The sequence below is a fragment of the Alicyclobacillus sendaiensis NBRC 100866 genome (assembly GCF_001552675.1).
Lineage (GTDB): Bacteria > Bacillota > Bacilli > Alicyclobacillales > Alicyclobacillaceae > Alicyclobacillus > Alicyclobacillus sendaiensis.
The window spans coordinates 13460-29391 of record NZ_BCRQ01000033.1; the positions used below are offsets into that span (position 1 = coordinate 13460).

Here is a 15932-nt window from a genome sequence, read left to right on the forward strand (position 1 = left end):
TTGCAAGGGCGCTGACAAGGGCCTCGAATTGAAAAGGGCGATCCGGCTGTCGCGCCGGATCGCCCGCGTGTTCCGGTGCGGCGCGCCGAGCCATCTCGCCCCCGCGCCGCCTATCCTCACAGATCCGTGAACCGCTCCAGTTCGTTGTAGGCGGGGATGCCGTGGGCCACCACGTCGATGCCCTCCTCTTCGGTGTCCGCCGGCACGCGCAAGCCGATCGCGCGTTGCAGCACCCAACTGATTCCAAGTGATGTGAGCAATCCCCACAGCGGGTACACCACGCAGGCCAGGAGCTGCACGAGGAAGAGATGCGCATGGCCCGTCGTGAGGAGGCCGCGCGCGGCGTCAAACAGGCCCACCGCCAGCGTCCCCCACACGCCGCCCGCGCCGTGCACCGCGAAGGCGCCGACGGGATCGTCCACCTTCCAGGTGTCGAGCCAGCCCGTCGCGAACACCACCAGCACGCCGGCCACGGTGCCGATGACGATGGCCGCCCAGTGGGAGACAAACGCGCACCCCGCCGTGATGGCGACGAGGCCCGACAGGACGCCGTTCATCGTCATGCTCGGGTCCGCCACCTTGAACCGGAGCATGGTGACCAGGACCGCCGCAGCGCCGCCTGCCGCAGCCGCGATGACGGTGTTCAGCGCCACGCTCGACAGGCGCGGATCGTAGGCATCGAGCGTGCTGCCGGCGTTAAACCCTATCCAGCCGAACGCGAGGATGAACGCCCCCGCCGACGCGAGCGGGATGTTGCTCGGCGCAAACACGTTGACGCTGCCATCCGCGTTGAAGCGCTGCGCGCGCGGTCCCACCATTTTCGCGAAGCCAAGCGCCATGAAGCCGCCCATCGCGTGAATGACGGCCGATCCGGCAAAGTCCTCCATGCCGAGGTTCCCGAGCCAACCGTGCGGTCCCCAGGCCCAGTGCGCCCCGATGGGATACACGAGCGCGCAAACGAGGATAACGATGATCACGTAGGCGGAGAATTTCATTCGCTCCGCCACGGCCCCCGAAATGATGGACGCCGCCGCGATGGCAAAACCAATCTGGAACAGAACGAAGGCGGCCTGCGGAACGTTCGCAGGCGGGATGGCCGCGCCGAACCCCCACAGGTGGGCGACGTCCCGCCCGAACGCCAAATGCACGCCGACGAGATAGAACGCGAGGACGCCGAAGGTGAGATCTACAAACACCTTCATGGTGACGTTGACCGCGTTCTTCGTGCGGACGAGCCCCGCTTCGAGCAGGCTGAATCCGCCCTCCATGAACAAGACGAGGGCGGCCGCGAGGACCACCCAGACAGTATTCAGCGCGACTTCTGAAGACATGAACTAGGTGTCCTCCCTCTTCTGATTCAACTCGTCGATGGTCTCGTCGATCTCGCCCGTCCGAATGTTGTAGGCCTCGAGGATGTCGTAGACGAAGATCTTGCCGTCGCCCATCTTGCCCGTCTGCGCGGCACCGATAATCGCCTGAACGGTTGCCGGGACATAATTGTCCGAAACCACAATCTCCAACTTGATCTTCGGGTGCAGATTGATGTCGTACGCGTGCCCGCGATACACGCCGATGGCATCTTTCTGCTGACCGCGTCCCTGCACCGGGATGACCGTGAATCCTGTGACGCTGACTTGCCGGAGCGCCTTGATGGTGGTCTGAAGCTTCTCAGGACGAATGATGGCATCGATGCGTTTCACAAAACGTCCTCCCCGGGGCCTCGGCCGTTACGCCGAGGGCTAGATTCAGTGTAAATCTTGCACACGGCCGTTGTCTACGCAATATGTAAATTAAGTTTACGTAAGCGGATACAAGTCGACACGGGGATTTGTCATCGGTGTGCACGTTCGGAGGCTCAGACCATTCAGCAATGGCCTCCTGTTTGTGCGACTCCTCCGTCGAACAACCTCGACTAGCTAGCATTTCCCTGGGACCAGTTGACTTGGAAGATAGTGATGGCTATAATGACTCCCACTTGATGGATGGTGATCTTCATGATCTTCTTTGGTAAGTGACGCTCTCCATGACATCCCGGTGTTGAGGTGAGTCTGGATTTGTCCGACTACGTACGACTCTCTTCCAGGTGTGTGTGGAACCAGACAACGCAAGAGATTTTGCGCTCCGGAAAGAAGATCGCATTGTCGGATATGGAGGCGCGACTGCTGCAAGAACTCTACGCTCGGCGCAACCACATTGTCCCTTCGCGTCATCTGATGCAGGTCTTATGGAATCAGGCTCCCACGGCTTGCCGGGAGAATTTAGCCAACCTCATCTACCGTCTTCGAAATCACCTCGGAGAACGCGGCATGATCGTAAGTGCTTACGGAGAAGGCTATATGCTGAGAGTTTCTCAAGATTATCGTTCCAATTATTTCTAATATGATGTTTCCATCCATCGCTCGTTACAGTAAAAGCAAAGTCATGCCAAGCTTTGAGTATGGGGTGATTTAGATGCCGGCTAAGCAATGGCTATGGACCAGCCTCAGCGTCTTACTTGGGTTATCTGCAGGAAGCACGGTCGCCATCGCCGCAGTGGTCCCACAGACGACGGTGTCAGGGAATGCCGGATACTCGTATTGCAACCTCAATTGGGATTACGGAACGGTTGGGACAGCTGACGTCGGCGCGCATTCGACACAAGGCAACATTGTCGGAGGTAGCTTCACGATCACGTACAGCGATGGGGCTTCTCATACGGGCCCAGTGAATTTTTGGCCATGGCAAAAGAATTCTCCGGACTGGTCGACGAGTCATACCCACACCTTTCCTCGCGCCGGGGTCTACACCGCTACCCTGACGGGTTATGCGGTCGTTCAACGACAAGACGGCCAACAAGTCGAGGCAAGGTTTCTTGCGCCCACGAGTGCAGCCTACATCCGTGGATAAGACCCAAAGGTATTCGAATCGCTGCGAGGTGCGCCGCTCATTCGGGCGGCGCCGCGCCGATGTATTGGAGGGTTTTTCTCGATTGATTGAAATTCTGCACGTCGACAAGCGCGTTCGAACATCCTGGATTCTTCGCAATGCCCACGCGACGCTTGCACCTGGCCTCACCGTGGTCGTTGGAGCCAATGGCTCAGGAAAATCAACGCTTCTTCGATGTATGGTTGGACAATGGAGGCCCACTCGAGGTGAGATCCGCGTCAACGGAAAACCCGCGAATCGGTTGGGTTATGAAGCGGGCGTGTTGCTGGACCCACCCGGCTTCTACGAGCACCTCACCGCAAAGGAGATGCTGGCGTACTACGTGCGGTTGTGCGGGAGAAAATGGTCTGCCCGTCACGAGGAGCTGCTGCACCGTTTCGGCGTACCACAAGGGCGCATTCGGGGGTTTTCCCGCGGTCAAAGGCAAAAGCTGGGGATCCTATGCAGTGTATGGCACGAACCTGAGATCTGGGTGCTTGACGAGCCTTTCACGGGGCTGGACGGTTACGGCTTGAGTTACTGTGGACGGAGATCGCCCGAGCGCTGAAGACGCACGCCCAACACGTGGTGATGGTTCTACACGCTCCTTATGGCTTTCCCGCCATGATCCATCAGGTTGTCCGAATCGCGAATCAGACGATTGACTTCGTGGGTACTCGACAAGCGTTTGCTCGGCAAGTACTTGCCGAAAGGGGTGGTCAAATTTCTTCCATGTGGGCAGACGTCCTCTCTCGGCACCATGTTCCCTTCACAAAAGGCGAAAGTCCGACACACATCCTTCTCGATCTCTCGCCCGATGTGCTGACGCGAGCCGCGGCGTGCTTACTGGAATCCGGTTTCAATCCCCTGATAGAGGAACGGTAGATAGATTCAAGGAATTGAGTGAGGTCAAGGAGTGAAACGCCTTGTTTCGACCGATTTACGCCGAGTGGATCCGCATTCGGCGTCACGGGGTTCCGTGGCTCGCCATCGCTGCACACGTGATCTACCTGACCTGGCAGTTGCACACCGATCCGGCCTTCATCGCTCGCACGCCCACTGAGAGGGAGCATTCGACAGCATTCTGTAGTCCGGAGTACCTCATCCCCTACGTTCTCACGTGGTCGGCCACGCCGTACCTTCCTCGTGTTGCCATCTGGGCTGCGACGGGTGCGTTGTGGGCGTGGGCGGATTGGCGGCCCCCCATGCCCACCGAGCACCTCGTTCGCCGCCAAGGCGCAATCCGAATATGGCTTTGCACGAGGCTCGTTTCACTACTTGCCTTTGCGTGCCTCGTGGAAGTCGTGAGCGTGGCGTTTGCGCTCGGCATCGGTGAATTCCACGGATTCTGGCCCTCGAACTCCCATTTCATGCTATCGATTCGTCTGGCTGTTTCAGGCGTGTTGTACGCGTGGACCACGTCCATCCTGGGCTTCGCACTTGCCGCGCTTTGGTCCAATTTTGCGCTCGGTGCGCTGTCCGCGTGGATGGCTTGGTGGCTTCACCTGACGACGGAACCGCGAATCCTTGCCGCGCTGACCTTGATGGTTTCTCCAAAGTTATCATGGATTCTGGCAGCTCTGGATCCGTTCAATAACGTGAGCGTCATGACGAGGGTCGTGTTCACCTGGGGTACAAGCTTCATCGCTCTCGGCGCTCAGACCGCATATCCTTTTTCACCCGCAGACCAAACTGGAATATTTCTCGGAAGCAGCGCAAGCACACACTGGGCGCTGGTACGTTACAATCCGTCCTCACTCGCTGCGTTTGGCTTCCTTATCGTCGAACTGGCGCTCTTCGCCGTGTACACGGCATGGGCTTATTCAAGGCTCGGGAGAAACGAGCCAACTTGCTCGTCCGCTGAAACCATCATGGAGGTGAAATCGTGAATCGTATGCGAACACTAATCATCACTGGTTTCTGTTCAGCCGTCGCCGCTGCACTGCTGGGGTATTATGTCGTCATTCCGGCCTGGACGCGCCACTCGGACGCGACGAGATTTCAAGCCGCCGAGCAGGTGTGGGCCGAAACCCATGCAAAGAGTCTACGCGGCGCAGACATCGTCGTGGCCAGAATCGGCTCGTACACCGTGACCGGCGAGGATGCTTATCTTTTTTATGTGAGCACCCGACAAACGCAGGACGGGATGGAATCTGCCCTTCACGCTCCTAACGAAACGTCGTTTCAAGAAAGTTGTTCTGGACTGCTTCAGTCGCTGGCCATGATGGTTGGCGCAGCGAAGGCGTCGCACATCGCCATCCCTTCAGATTTGTCAGGATACATCCGGGAACAGCTCGCGCCTTTCTCCGAAATACGCCCGTCGAGCTGGCCCGTTGCCGTCATGAAGGCTCGCGCAACCCACTCGCAATGGGAGAGCGAAGTGGACTGGGTTCCGAGTTTCGTCGCAGAACAGCTGGCAAAGCGCTCTCCGCAGGCGCTCCAGAACATCAACAAGCTTCCGGACGCCTACCGCCCTCCCATCGAATGGGTCACCCCGCCTGAAAAAGTTCTGTCACTCATGTCACCAAGGTGAGGAGACGCGCGATGTGGAAGACCATTCGCCGCACATTTTTCTCGGGTGGCACGCTGTGGTGGTTGGGCAGCGCAGCCTACGCGTTCGCAAAATGCGCTGTACAAGGCTCGGAGGTGGAATGGCCAGCGCAACTTGCCTTAGCGCGAGCCTTCGATATCGCCCTCGCGTGGAGCGATTCTCCCGCGTCAGCATTTCTCCTAGGCATCTGGATTTCGCTCCTGATCTGGGAGGACATGCGACTCGGCATGGACCGGGAGCATCGCGTCCGGGGTCTTACGTTCCTGAACGTCCTGTGGGACCGTGCCGCACGACTTGCCATCGGATGGGGCGTAGGCCTGGTGCTCATGGCGCTCGTCGTTCTGACCGCCGTTCCCACCGGCGGAGGGCACGACGTTGGATCCCCCCATCTCGCCCCGACCGCATACCTGTTCGCCGCAGCGCTAGTCAGGCTCGCGTTTGTCGCAGTGACAGCCGCAGCCGTCACCGCAGTGAGCCACACACTGCTTGGCGGAGCGGCTTACAGCTTAGGCATTTGTGTTTGGATGGAAATCGCCGGGCGTTCCAAACCGCGGGGACTTTCGGCCTTCGGGCCTTGGAGGATCCTCGACGCCCACGTCCTGCGTTCTATTCCAAATTTACGCATACAAGCTCCGTGGTTGTCAGATGCGGTCGCGGCTACGCCCGGTGCGCTTGTCGTCAGTCTGCTTCTTCCAGGGATCGTGATTGCCCTTCTCCTCTGGGCAGCTGCACGAAAGTACGGAACCCGGGTCGTGCCTGCGCACTTCTAAGGGCCGCGCAGAGCGCGGCCCTCTTCCCAAGGTCATACGGATAGCCGAATGACATTCCACGACAGGGCCGGCAGCAGAACCGCAAGGCGGCCCCCATCCACCGGTTCCACGGCGCGTTTCGCCGGGACGACCTCGTTCGGGCGCTCTTTCGTGTTGACCGCCTTGACATCCGGATGCGCGAGCACGAGGTGTTCCTCCGCCCGAGCACCGGGGAAGCCGCGCACATCCACCTCCAGCGGCAGTGGCCGTTCGCCGCGGTTGACGGCGAGGAGCACCAGTTCGCCCGCTTCCTGGTTCCACACCGGTACCGCTTCGAGGTAGGGCACGTCTGTGAAGTCCTTGCTGTCGTACTTCGGCGATTCGACCGGCGCGTGCATCACCGTGCCGCGCGCCAGGTTCGAAGCGTGCGCAAACGGATAGAAGATGGTCTGCCGCCAGCTCGGCCCGCCGTTTTCCGTCATGATGGGCGCAATCACGTTCACCAGCTGGGCGAGGCACGCGATCCGAACGCGATCGGCGTGTTTGAGGAGCGTGATGAGCATGCAGCCCACCACGAGCGCATCTTCCATGGTGTACACGTCTTCGAGGAGCGGCGGTCCAACCTGCCACGGCTCCACCTGTTTGTCGGCCTCGTTCGAATGGAACCACACGTTCCACTCGTCGAACGAGAGATAGATGGTCTTCCGCGAGCGCTTCTTGGCGCGGACGAAGTCGCACGTCGCGACGACCGTGCGAATGAACGCGTCCATGTCGAGCGAACACGCGAGGAAATTCGCAAGGTCTCCGTCGCGATTGCCGTAGTAGGTGTGGAGCGAAAGGTAGTCGATCTCGTCATACGCGTGTTCCAGCACGATGCGCTCCCAGTCCGGGAAGGTGGGCATTTTGGCGTGGGAACTGCCGCATGCCACGAGTTCGATGGACGGATCGACCCACTTCATCACCTTCGCGGCCTCCTGCGCAATCCGTCCGTACTCGTCGGCCGTCTTGTGGCCGATTTGCCACGGCCCGTCCATCTCGTTCCCGAGGCACCAAACGCGGATGCCGTGCGGCTTATCGACACCGTGTTGGCGGCGGAGATCGCTCCAGTAACTTCCGCCGGGATGGTTGCAATATTCGACGAGATGTTTGGCGTCCTCGATGCCGCGCGTGCCAAGGTTGACGGCCATCATGACTTGGCTGTCCGCCTTCTTCGCCCAGCGCGCGAACTCGTTTATGCCAACGCGGTTGGGTTCCAGGCTCCTCCATGCGATATCGAGCTGAACGGGGCGCTCGTCGACAGGCCCCACGCCGTCCTCCCATCGGTAGCCCGAGACGAAGTTGCCGCCTGGATACCGGACGATGGGCACGTTCAGCTCTTTGACGAGATCGATCACGTCCTGGCGAAACCCATCTTCGTCAGCGGTGGGATGGCCGGGATCGTAAATGCCGCCGTAGACGGCGCGGCCGAGGTGTTCGATGAAGGAGCCGTAGATGCGCGGGTCGAGGTCCGCGACGCGATAGGCAGGATCGATGGTCATGCGAGCTTTCCAAGCGTTCGTCATCAGAGGATTCTCCTTTTCTGCCACGAATAATTCTTTATGATATTAAACTTATTTAATTAAAACTAAAATAAAAGGCATCCCACCTCCGTGTTCTCTGCCTTCAGAAAAAACATACAACTCGGTTTGGTGGTTCGTCAACAAAGAATTCTAGTTTATCTATATTTATTTATCTATTTCTAAAATCATTTCCTGCAGGACGGACGGCCATAGATTACCCTCACCTTGATGTCCTGATCGTAATGGCCGAAGTGGCGGCCGAAGAGCGTCATCCCGCCCACGTGTTCGGCGTCCTCGGGCACCGAAAAGCGCAGCGGAATGGCATGCCCTTGAAACGGCTGCAGGTCCTCAATGGTCACGTCGGAGATCTTGCACCCGTCGATGAACGTTCCCTCGTGGTTCACACGAATGAGCTTCAGGTGCCCGTACTGATTGAGGTGCGGCGGCCACCAACTCGGGTTCTGCCGGCCCCGTTCGTCCCCGAAATCGCCGGGACTCGTCCAGTAACCGACGTCCACGCCGTTGATGGAGAAGTGAATGTCGGAGGGGTAGTCGTTGTTGTACGAGGGGGCCTCGGAAGCCAATTCCGCGATAATCTGAATTTCCTCCACCGGCCTATCCGTGCGGATAAAGTTCGGAATCCAGTATTCAAGATAGCCCTTCGTGAGCCACACAATCTCCGCATCGATGTGTTGCGGGTCTGCGAAGTAGCGCGGATCGTCAAACGTGCCAATGATGGTCTCCGCGGTCGCGAGGCCGCACGTGGGCCACACCTCGAAGGCGACGTAGTGGCCCACCCGGATGTCGATCTCGTACACATCTTGGTCCTTCGCTTCGGGCGCCAGCTCCACGAGGATTTTCTGCTCGTTCACATAGCAAAACTTCTGCAGCCCGTGGCGCGCGCCCGCGGTCTCCGTGACCACGAGCCCACATTCCTCGAGCTTCCGCACGTGTTGGGTCACCGCGCCGTTCGTGATCCCAAGCCGTTTGGCGATCTCGTCCATATTCAACCGCCCGTGCTCGAGCAAAAGCTCGAGCAACTGCACGCGCGCCTCGGATCCGAGCGCCTTGAACAGGGGCAGCCCAGCCCGCAAGTCCTTGATGTGAATCACCGTGTTCCGCACCCCCGGCCATTATCTTTACAAGAGTATAAAACAAACCGGGGTCCTGCGATAGCGCGCGACGCCGGGCGAGGTGCGTGACAGCAGGGGGCGCTTAAATCGCGTTTGTGTCGTTCAGCAGGCGCAGCATCGTGTAGCGGTTCCGCAGCTTGTGCGCGCGCTTCAGGCTCGACGAGACGAGGGACCGCTCAATTCCCAGATCCCCCGGCTCCGCGGGCGCGCCCAGCTGCCGCATCAGCGCGCGGACGCGATCGCCCGGCGGGACCGACGCGACGATGGCGCGCACCTCATGTTCACGCCCCGCGAGCGATGCCCATGGCGCCAGCCCTGCCTCGACGGCCGCCGCCACGGCTTCCTCCACGCGCGAGCGGTACAAATCCGCGAGGACGCCGCACGCCACGGCCACTTTGAGGCCATGCAGGATCTGGCGCCGGCCGGATCGCAGAAACTCCATTTCCCAATCGTGCGACAGGTGATGTTCCCCGCCGGAGGCCGGGTGCGACTGCCCGAAGAGCAGCATGACGAGCCCAGACAGCAAAAGCGCCTCCATCAGGTGACGAATGGCGTCCGGACGGCCTTCGGCGAGCCCCCGCACCTCCGCCACCGCCGTCTCCAGCGCTTCCCGCGTGAGCGAAGCCAGATGCGAGCAATACGGTTCCCCTGCCGCAAGTGCGCCGAACGCCCAGTCGGCGAGCGAGGTGGATTTGCCAATCACGTCGCCAAACCCGGCCCACACGAGCTCCTTCGGCGCCCGCTCGAGCACCGCCGTGTCCGCGAACACGGCGACCGGAGCGTGGGTCTGGTACGTCGTCTTCACGCCGCGCACGATGAGCGGCGCCCCTGCAGAGGTAAATCCATCGACCGACGGCGCGGTGGGCACGCTGACAAACGGGATCCGCATCTTGGCGCTCGCAAACCGCGCGATGTCGTGCAAGGTGCCGGATCCCACCGCGATGAGGGCCTCCACGTCCGGCCCACAGGCGATGAGCACCTGCACGATGGACACTTCATCGGCCACCACGTCCCCCTGGCCGTTCGGTTCGACGATGCAAGCGGTCCAGACCACGCCGAGATCCGTCAGGCGCTGGGCCAGCGCGTCGCCCGCCGCCAAGCGGGTGTGTTCATCCATGACGAGGACCACGCGGCCAAAGCGGGCCTTGATCCACGTCGCCGCCTCGTCCAGGGCGCCCTGCCCCACTTCGAGCCTCTCCACCGGAATGGCGTGATGTGGCTCGCCGCACGGGCAGTCGGTCTCAAGCCTCTTCAGCTCCTCGAAACTCCATCTCACGCGCAATCCCCCCAAAAGCAGCGCGGGGCTGCACCGTCGCAGCCCCAGCGTCTCTTCAGCGGCCGTAGACCGCTTCGTTCCAGCGAAGTTCGTTCGCAATCTGCCGCGGCGTCGAGTGCTCATCGATGACCACGCACTCCACGCCCATCATGTCCGCGAGGTCCTGCAGCTCTTCCACCGTCACCCGGTAGGAGAACACCGTGTGGTGCGCGCCGCCCGCGAGAATCCAGCTCTCCGCCGCCGACGCGAGCGAGGGAAGCGGCTTCCACAGCACGCGCGCCACAGGCAATTTCGGCATGGGCCGATCCGGCTGGATGGCCTCCACCTTGTTCACCACCATGCGGAAGCGGTGGCCGAGATCGACGAGCGTGGCCTGGACAGCCGAGCCGCTTGCGCCGTCGAACACGAGCCGGGCGGGGTCTTCCTTGCCGCCGATGGAGAGCGGGTGCACCTCTACGCGCGGCCGCGTCGCGGCGATGGTCGGACACACCTCGAGCATGTGCGCGCCGAGCACCATCTCGTTGCCCGGCTCGAAGTGGTACGTGTAGTCCTCCATGAAGGACGTGCCCTCGCCCTCGGCGAGCACCTTCAGGACGCGCACGAACGCGGCGGTCTTCCAGTCGCCTTCGCCGCCAAACCCATAGCCGTCCGCCATGAGGCGCTGCACCGCGAGCCCGGGCAGTTGGCGCAGGCCGTGCAGGTCCTCGAAGGTCGTCGTGAAGGCCTCGAAGCCGCCTTCCTCCAGGAAGGCGCGCAGCCCGAGCTCGATGCACGCCTGCTCGCGCACCGCGTCATGTCGCGGACCGCCCTTTTCACACCCGGGAGCGAAGTCGTAGAGCGTCTGGTACTCGTCCATGAGCCGGTCGATCTCGGCCTCCGACACCGCACGCACGCGCTCGACGAGATCGCCCACGCCGTACCCGTTCACCGACCAGCCAAACCGCGCTTCGGCCTCCACCTTGTCGCCTTCCGTGACGGCCACCTGGCGCATGTTGTCGCCGAAGCGGGCAACCTTCAAGCCGCGGCTCACCGCCGCTGCCACCGCCGTCAGGGCCCAACCGCGAATCTTCCGCGCCACTTCAGGGTCCTGCCAGTGGCCCACCACCACCTTGCGCGGCATGCCGAGGCGGGTCACCATGAACCCGAACTCCCGGTCTCCGTGGGCCGACTGATTCAGGTTCATGAAGTCCATGTCAATGGTATCCCACGGAATATCCCGGTTGAACTGCGTGTGCAGGTGCAAAAGCGGCTTTTGCAGCGCTTTGAGGCCCCGAATCCACATCTTCGCCGGGGAGAACGTGTGCATCCAGGCGATCACGCCCGCACAATGGTCGTCCGCCGACGCCTCGAGGCACAGGCGCCGAATTTCGTCCGCGTCCTTCAACACGCCCTTCCAGCGGACTGTGTGGCTTCCCCCCACGGCCGCTTGCAGCGCGGGCACCATCTCGCGCGCGTGCGCGTCCACCTGCGCGAGCGCCTCTTCCCCGTATAGGTGCTGACTGCCCACCACGAACCAAAATTCATAGGCCGGTTGTTTCATCGACATCCTCTCCCATCCGCTCGTTCCGACACCTCAGTGCGCGGCCGCGCCGGGTTGCCCGTAGTACGCATTCTTTCCGTGCTTGCGCTGATAATGCTTGTCGAGCAAGAACGCATCCATGTGTGCCTCTCCGCCGGAGAGCAGCACGGTGTCACGCGCCATGCGCGCCACCACTTCGAGCACCACGGCGTGATACACCGCTTCCGCCGGGTCCTTGCCCCACGTGAACGGCGCGTGGTTGGCGAGCAGCACGGCCGGCATCGCGACGGGATCGAGACCCCGCTCGCGGAACGTCTCGACAATCACGCGCCCCGTTTCAAGCTCGTAACCCCGTTCGATCTCGTCCTTCGTCAGCGGGCGCGTGACGGGCACTTCGCCGTAAAAGTAGTCCGCGTGCGTCGTACCGAGCGCCGGAATGGGACGGCGAGCTTGCGCCCAGGCGGTCGCGGCAGGCGAATGCGTGTGCACGATGCCGCCAATCGAGTCGAACGCCTTATAAAGCTCGACGTGCGTCGGCGTATCCGAGGAGGGGCGAAGATCACCTTCGACGACGCGCCCGTCGAGATCGACCACCACCATGTGATCCACGGTCAACTCCTCGTACGGTACGCCGCTCGGCTTGATGACGACCAGTCCGTCCTTGCGAGAAATGCCGCTGACATTCCCCCAGGTGAAGGTCACGAGGCCGTGCTTGGGGAGCGCGAGGTTGGCCTCGAGCACCGCCTCTTTCAATTCCCTCAGCATGTTTTCACCTCTTCCTTCACCGCCGCGCTCTTGATGCGCTTGAGCACCTTCATGACGTCGTTCTCGCCGCGCCCGAAGTAGTCGTACAGGCGCGCGTATTCGCGATAGAGTTGGTCGTACACCTGAACAGCGCTCGGGTTTGGCACATACGGCTTCTCCCTCACGCTGCCCATCTCCCGCGCCGCTTCTTCGATGGTGTCGTAGCCGCCGCCCGCCTTGCCCGCCGCCACGGCGCCGAACATCGCGGCGCCGAGCGCCGGCGCCTGCGTCGATGCGCCGATGTGGATGGGCATGTTGAGGACATCCGCGTAAATCTGCATCATCAGGGCGTTCTTTTGCGCAATGCCGCCGCAAGCGTACATCTCGTTCACCGGCACACCGGCCGCGCGGAACGTCTCGACAATCATCCGCGTGCCAAAGGCGGTCGCCTCAATGAGCGCTCGGTAAATCTCTTCAGGCTTCGTCGCGAGCGTCGCGCCAATCAAGAGGCCCGTGAGATCCGCATCGACCAGCGTGGATCGGTTGCCATTCCACCAGTCGAGCGCGAGCAGCCCCGATTCGCCCGGCGCCAGCCTAGCGGCCTTTTGGGTCAGGAGCTCGTGAATCCCGATGCCCTCCCGGCGCGCCTCGTCCCAGTACGCCGGCGGCACGCCGTTTTCAATCCACCACTCGAAGTGATCGCCCACCGCCGACTGGCCGGCCTCGTAGCCCATGTACCCCGGAATGATGCCGTCTTCCACCACGCCGCACATGCCCGGCACGGCGCGCTCCTCCGTCCCCAACAGGACGTGGCACGTCGACGTGCCGATGATCATCAGCATCTTGCCCGGCTCCGTGATCCCCACCGCCGGCATGGAGACGTGCGCATCCACGTTGCCCACGGCCACGGGCGTCCCGGGCATGAGGCCGATGCGGCGCGCCATCGCGTCGGTCAGCTCCCCGGCCCGCGACCCAATCGGCAAAATCGGCCCCCACAACTTCTCTTCCACGACGTGCTCAAGGCGGGGATGAAGCGCCTTGAAGAACGCCGGACTCGGGTAGCCCGTGCGCTTGTGCCAGATGGACTTGTACCCCGCAGGGCAAGAGCTGCGCACAAGCTTCCCCGTGAGCTGCATGACAATCCAGTCCGTGGCCTCAATCATGGCGTCCGCCGCGTCGTAGATCTCCGGCGCCTCGTCGAGAATTTGCCAGATCTTTGGGATCATCCACTCTGACGAGATCTTGCCGCCGTAGCGCGCGAGAAACGCCTCTCCGCGTTCTCGCGCAATCTCGTTCAACTTGTTTGCCTCGTCCTGCGCCGCGTGGTGCTTCCACAGCTTCACATACGCGTGCGGATGGCGCTCGAACTGCGGCTCGAAGCAAAGCGGGGTCCCATCTGCCCGAATGGGCAGCATCGTGCAAGACGTGAAGTCGACGCCGATGCCGATCACGTCCTCCGGCCGCACGCCGGATTCGCGCAGCAGTTGAGGAATCGTCTCCTCCAGAACCTCCAGGTAGTCGCGCGGGTGCTGCAGCGCCCAGTCCGGCTCCAGCCGTGTGACGCCATCCGGGAGGTACTCGTCCATGACGCCGTGCGTGTACGCCTTCACAGCCGTCGCCAGCTCGCGCCCCGTGCCCACTTCCACGAGAACCGCGCGCCCCGACTGTGTTCCAAAGTCCACGCCTATCGTGTATTTGCTCATGCGCATCCATCCTCACATTCCTTCGCGCATTCAGAAGGTGGGAACCGCAGACATCACCTCAATTGTACTTACAAGGTCGATCGAGCACAATGAGTTATTCGGACAAGTTCGAGTCAAAAGTGAACCCGCCGTGCGCCTTCGTTCGTCGCTTGTTGGACGGCCGATCCGTTTCTCGCGGACGCCACCCACAGGGACTCAATCTCCTCCAACGAGCGGTTTTTCGTCTCGGGCACCCAAGCCGTGACAAACAATACGCCGAGGACATTGATCACCGCAAAGATCCAGAAGGTGTAGGCGCCGCCGAGATCGTTCAACAGCACCGGTGTAAACTGGCCGATGGCCCAGTTCGCGCCCCAGAGAAAGATGGCTGTGACCCCCGCCGCCCGCGCGCGCAGGTGATTGGGGAAAATCTCCGGGATCATGATCCACGGGATGGGTCCCATCGAGACGCTGAAGGCCGCCGTGAAGCCCATGATGAAGAGCACCAACCAGAACCCGTTGTGCACGTGCAGGTAAAACGTCAGGCCCATCAGTGCCATGAAGATGGCCATGAGGGCAGAACCCACGATGAGAAGCGGCTTTCGGCCGACGCGATCGATCAACACCACCGCAACGACGGTGAACACGACCCACATCGCACCGAAAAAGGCCTGGATCTCAAAGTCGGAGTTCAGGCTAAAGCCGACCATCTTGAAGATCTCCGGCCCGTAGTACGTGACCGCATTCATGCCAATGACCTGGTTAAAGAGCGCCAGGAGGACGCCCACGCCAAGCGCTTTCCGCCAGCCCGGTTTGAGCAAGTCGCGCACGCTGGCGGCGCTTTCGCTCGCGATGGACTCGCGAATGGACTCGAGTTCACGTTCCGCAAGCGCCGATCCGTTGATCCGAACCAGAATGCGTTTGGCTTCATCCACGCGGCCCGCCTTCACCAGCCAACGCGGGCTCTCAGGCGCAAACAAGAGGACCAGGAAGAAGATAGCCGAGGGCACCGACCCCAGCCCGAGCATCCACCTCCAGCCCGTGTGGACGTCCCAAGTCACCGTTGCGGAACTTTGGATGAGGTAGTTCGTCAGGTAGGTCAAGAAGATGCCGATGATGGTCAGCAGCTGATACAGGGACGACAACGCGCCGCGGATTTGCGTCGGCGCACATTCCGAGATGTAGGTCACGGAGAGCGCGGAGCCCATGCCGATGCCAAGGCCACCGACAATCCGCGCGAGGATGAGCGTCGTCACGTCGGGCGAAATGGCGGAGACGAACGCGGCGATCGCGAACAGAATCGCGGCCGTCATCAGCACCTTCCGTCGGCCGACGCGATCGCTCAAAAATCCGGACGCGGCGACGCCGATCACGCCACCTATCATGATGCTCGAGATGACCAATCCCTGCATGAAGGGCGAGAGCTGATAGAGCGTTTTCAGAAAGCCGATAGCGCCGGAGATGACCGCGGTATCGTAACCGTAGAGCAACCCGCCCATCGCAGCGGCGAGCGAAATCGTCACCGCATACGCGCGCGATCCTTGTGAATGCTTCGAGGTCATGGTGCACCTCCAAAGTGGTACCGGAGCACGGCCGGCCGCGTCCCGGCGGATTCTTAGGGATCCCATACGTACGTACAAGATGGGTTTACACTTGCCATGTACGTACAACTTGTAGAATAAAGCGGTTTCTTGGGTTTGTCAATGCGCTTTCATCGGCAACAAGGATGAGGGGCCAGTCGATCTGACCCTCTGACTTTGGGACCCTAGCTCCGCCGTCGATGGACCTATGCGGTCTCCACCGCAACCGGAGCCG

At 61.5% G+C, this 15932-nt stretch carries 14 protein-coding genes; 5 read left to right on the forward strand and 9 right to left on the reverse strand.

Translation table 11 applies throughout. From position 1 onward, the window contains the following. Positions 1-116: 116 nt before the first annotated feature. Both AS26_RS08075 and AS26_RS08080 read right to left on the reverse strand, forming a co-directional pair. Positions 117-1331 (reverse strand): ammonium transporter, encoded by a 1215-nt coding sequence (locus tag AS26_RS08075; RefSeq protein WP_062308217.1) that lies wholly within the window; start codon positions 1329-1331, stop codon positions 117-119. Positions 1332-1334: 3 nt separating this feature from the next. Next, positions 1335-1700, reverse strand: a complete 366-nt coding sequence (locus AS26_RS08080) for a P-II family nitrogen regulator (RefSeq protein WP_062308220.1) — start codon at positions 1698-1700, stop codon at positions 1335-1337. 387 nt (positions 1701-2087) lie between these two features. Here AS26_RS08080 and AS26_RS14930 point away from each other — a divergent pair, with 387 nt between their 5' ends. The 5 genes from AS26_RS14930 (at position 2088) to AS26_RS08105 (ending at position 6225) form a co-directional block, all read left to right on the forward strand. Further along, positions 2088-2378: a helix-turn-helix domain-containing protein gene (locus AS26_RS14930; protein ID WP_373278166.1), complete on the forward strand. Its 291-nt coding sequence runs from the start codon at positions 2088-2090 to the stop codon at positions 2376-2378. Positions 2379-2803: 425 nt separating this feature from the next. Then, entirely contained in the window at positions 2804-3472 is a 669-nt protein-coding gene (locus tag AS26_RS13820) for an ATP-binding cassette domain-containing protein (RefSeq protein WP_083516024.1), read from the forward strand. Between the two features lie 358 nt (positions 3473-3830). Further along, entirely contained in the window at positions 3831-4793 is a 963-nt protein-coding gene (locus tag AS26_RS08095) for a hypothetical protein (protein WP_062308231.1), read from the forward strand. Next, a complete protein-coding gene (locus AS26_RS08100; RefSeq protein WP_062308235.1) occupies positions 4790-5437 on the forward strand; it encodes a hypothetical protein in 648 nt (215 codons plus the stop codon). Before AS26_RS08095 ends, AS26_RS08100 begins: the two co-directional genes overlap by 4 nt. 11 nt (positions 5438-5448) lie before the next feature. Beyond that, complete coding sequence (locus tag AS26_RS08105) at positions 5449-6225, forward strand: hypothetical protein (RefSeq protein WP_062308239.1); 777 nt, start codon at positions 5449-5451, stop codon at positions 6223-6225. Positions 6226-6257: 32 nt separating this feature from the next. Here AS26_RS08105 and arfA read toward each other — a convergent pair whose 3' ends face one another. From arfA to AS26_RS08140, 7 genes are all read right to left on the reverse strand, one after another. After that, positions 6258-7766 carry an arabinosylfuranosidase ArfA gene (arfA, locus tag AS26_RS08110; protein WP_062308242.1) on the reverse strand — a complete coding sequence of 503 codons (1509 nt, stop codon included), beginning with the start codon at positions 7764-7766 and terminating at the stop codon, positions 6258-6260. Between the two features lie 182 nt (positions 7767-7948). Then, on the reverse strand, positions 7949-8875 hold the full coding sequence (locus tag AS26_RS08115; RefSeq protein WP_062308244.1) for an ArsR/SmtB family transcription factor: 927 nt from the start codon (positions 8873-8875) through the stop codon (positions 7949-7951). 103 nt (positions 8876-8978) lie between these two features. Continuing rightward, positions 8979-10172: a sn-glycerol-1-phosphate dehydrogenase gene (locus AS26_RS08120; protein ID WP_062308246.1), complete on the reverse strand. Its 1194-nt coding sequence runs from the start codon at positions 10170-10172 to the stop codon at positions 8979-8981. A gap of 55 nt (positions 10173-10227) precedes the next feature. Then, a complete protein-coding gene (gene araA / locus AS26_RS08125) occupies positions 10228-11712 on the reverse strand; it encodes an L-arabinose isomerase (RefSeq protein ID WP_083516025.1) in 1485 nt (494 codons plus the stop codon). Between the two features lie 33 nt (positions 11713-11745). Then, positions 11746-12456, reverse strand: coding sequence for an L-ribulose-5-phosphate 4-epimerase (locus AS26_RS08130; protein ID WP_062308251.1), 711 nt, complete (start codon positions 12454-12456; stop codon positions 11746-11748). Next, positions 12450-14144, reverse strand: coding sequence for a ribulokinase (araB, locus tag AS26_RS08135; RefSeq protein WP_062308254.1), 1695 nt, complete (start codon positions 14142-14144; stop codon positions 12450-12452). The genes AS26_RS08130 and araB overlap by 7 nt, the downstream gene beginning before the upstream one ends. A 107-nt stretch (positions 14145-14251) precedes the next feature. After that, entirely contained in the window at positions 14252-15679 is a 1428-nt protein-coding gene (locus AS26_RS08140; protein WP_062308257.1) for a sugar porter family MFS transporter, read from the reverse strand. Positions 15680-15932 lie beyond the last annotated feature (253 nt).

What these genes read in the sequence shown, in the direction of transcription:
- AS26_RS08075 (WP_062308217.1), bottom strand. Translation starts at nt 1,331, where the DNA reads ATGTCTTCAGAAGTCGCGCTGAATACTGTCTGGGTGGTCCTCGCGGCC.
- AS26_RS13820 (WP_083516024.1), top strand. Translation starts at nt 2,804, where the DNA reads ATGCGGTCGTTCAACGACAAGACGGCCAACAAGTCGAGGCAAGGTTTC.
- AS26_RS08105 (WP_062308239.1), top strand. Translation starts at nt 5,449, where the DNA reads ATGTGGAAGACCATTCGCCGCACATTTTTCTCGGGTGGCACGCTGTGG.
- arfA (WP_062308242.1), bottom strand. Translation starts at nt 7,766, where the DNA reads ATGACGAACGCTTGGAAAGCTCGCATGACCATCGATCCTGCCTATCGC.
- araA (WP_083516025.1), bottom strand. Translation starts at nt 11,712, where the DNA reads ATGAAACAACCGGCCTATGAATTTTGGTTCGTGGTGGGCAGTCAGCAC.
- AS26_RS08130 (WP_062308251.1), bottom strand. Translation starts at nt 12,456, where the DNA reads ATGCTGAGGGAATTGAAAGAGGCGGTGCTCGAGGCCAACCTCGCGCTC.
- araB (WP_062308254.1), bottom strand. Translation starts at nt 14,144, where the DNA reads ATGCGCATGAGCAAATACACGATAGGCGTGGACTTTGGAACACAGTCG.
- AS26_RS08140 (WP_062308257.1), bottom strand. Translation starts at nt 15,679, where the DNA reads ATGACCTCGAAGCATTCACAAGGATCGCGCGCGTATGCGGTGACGATT.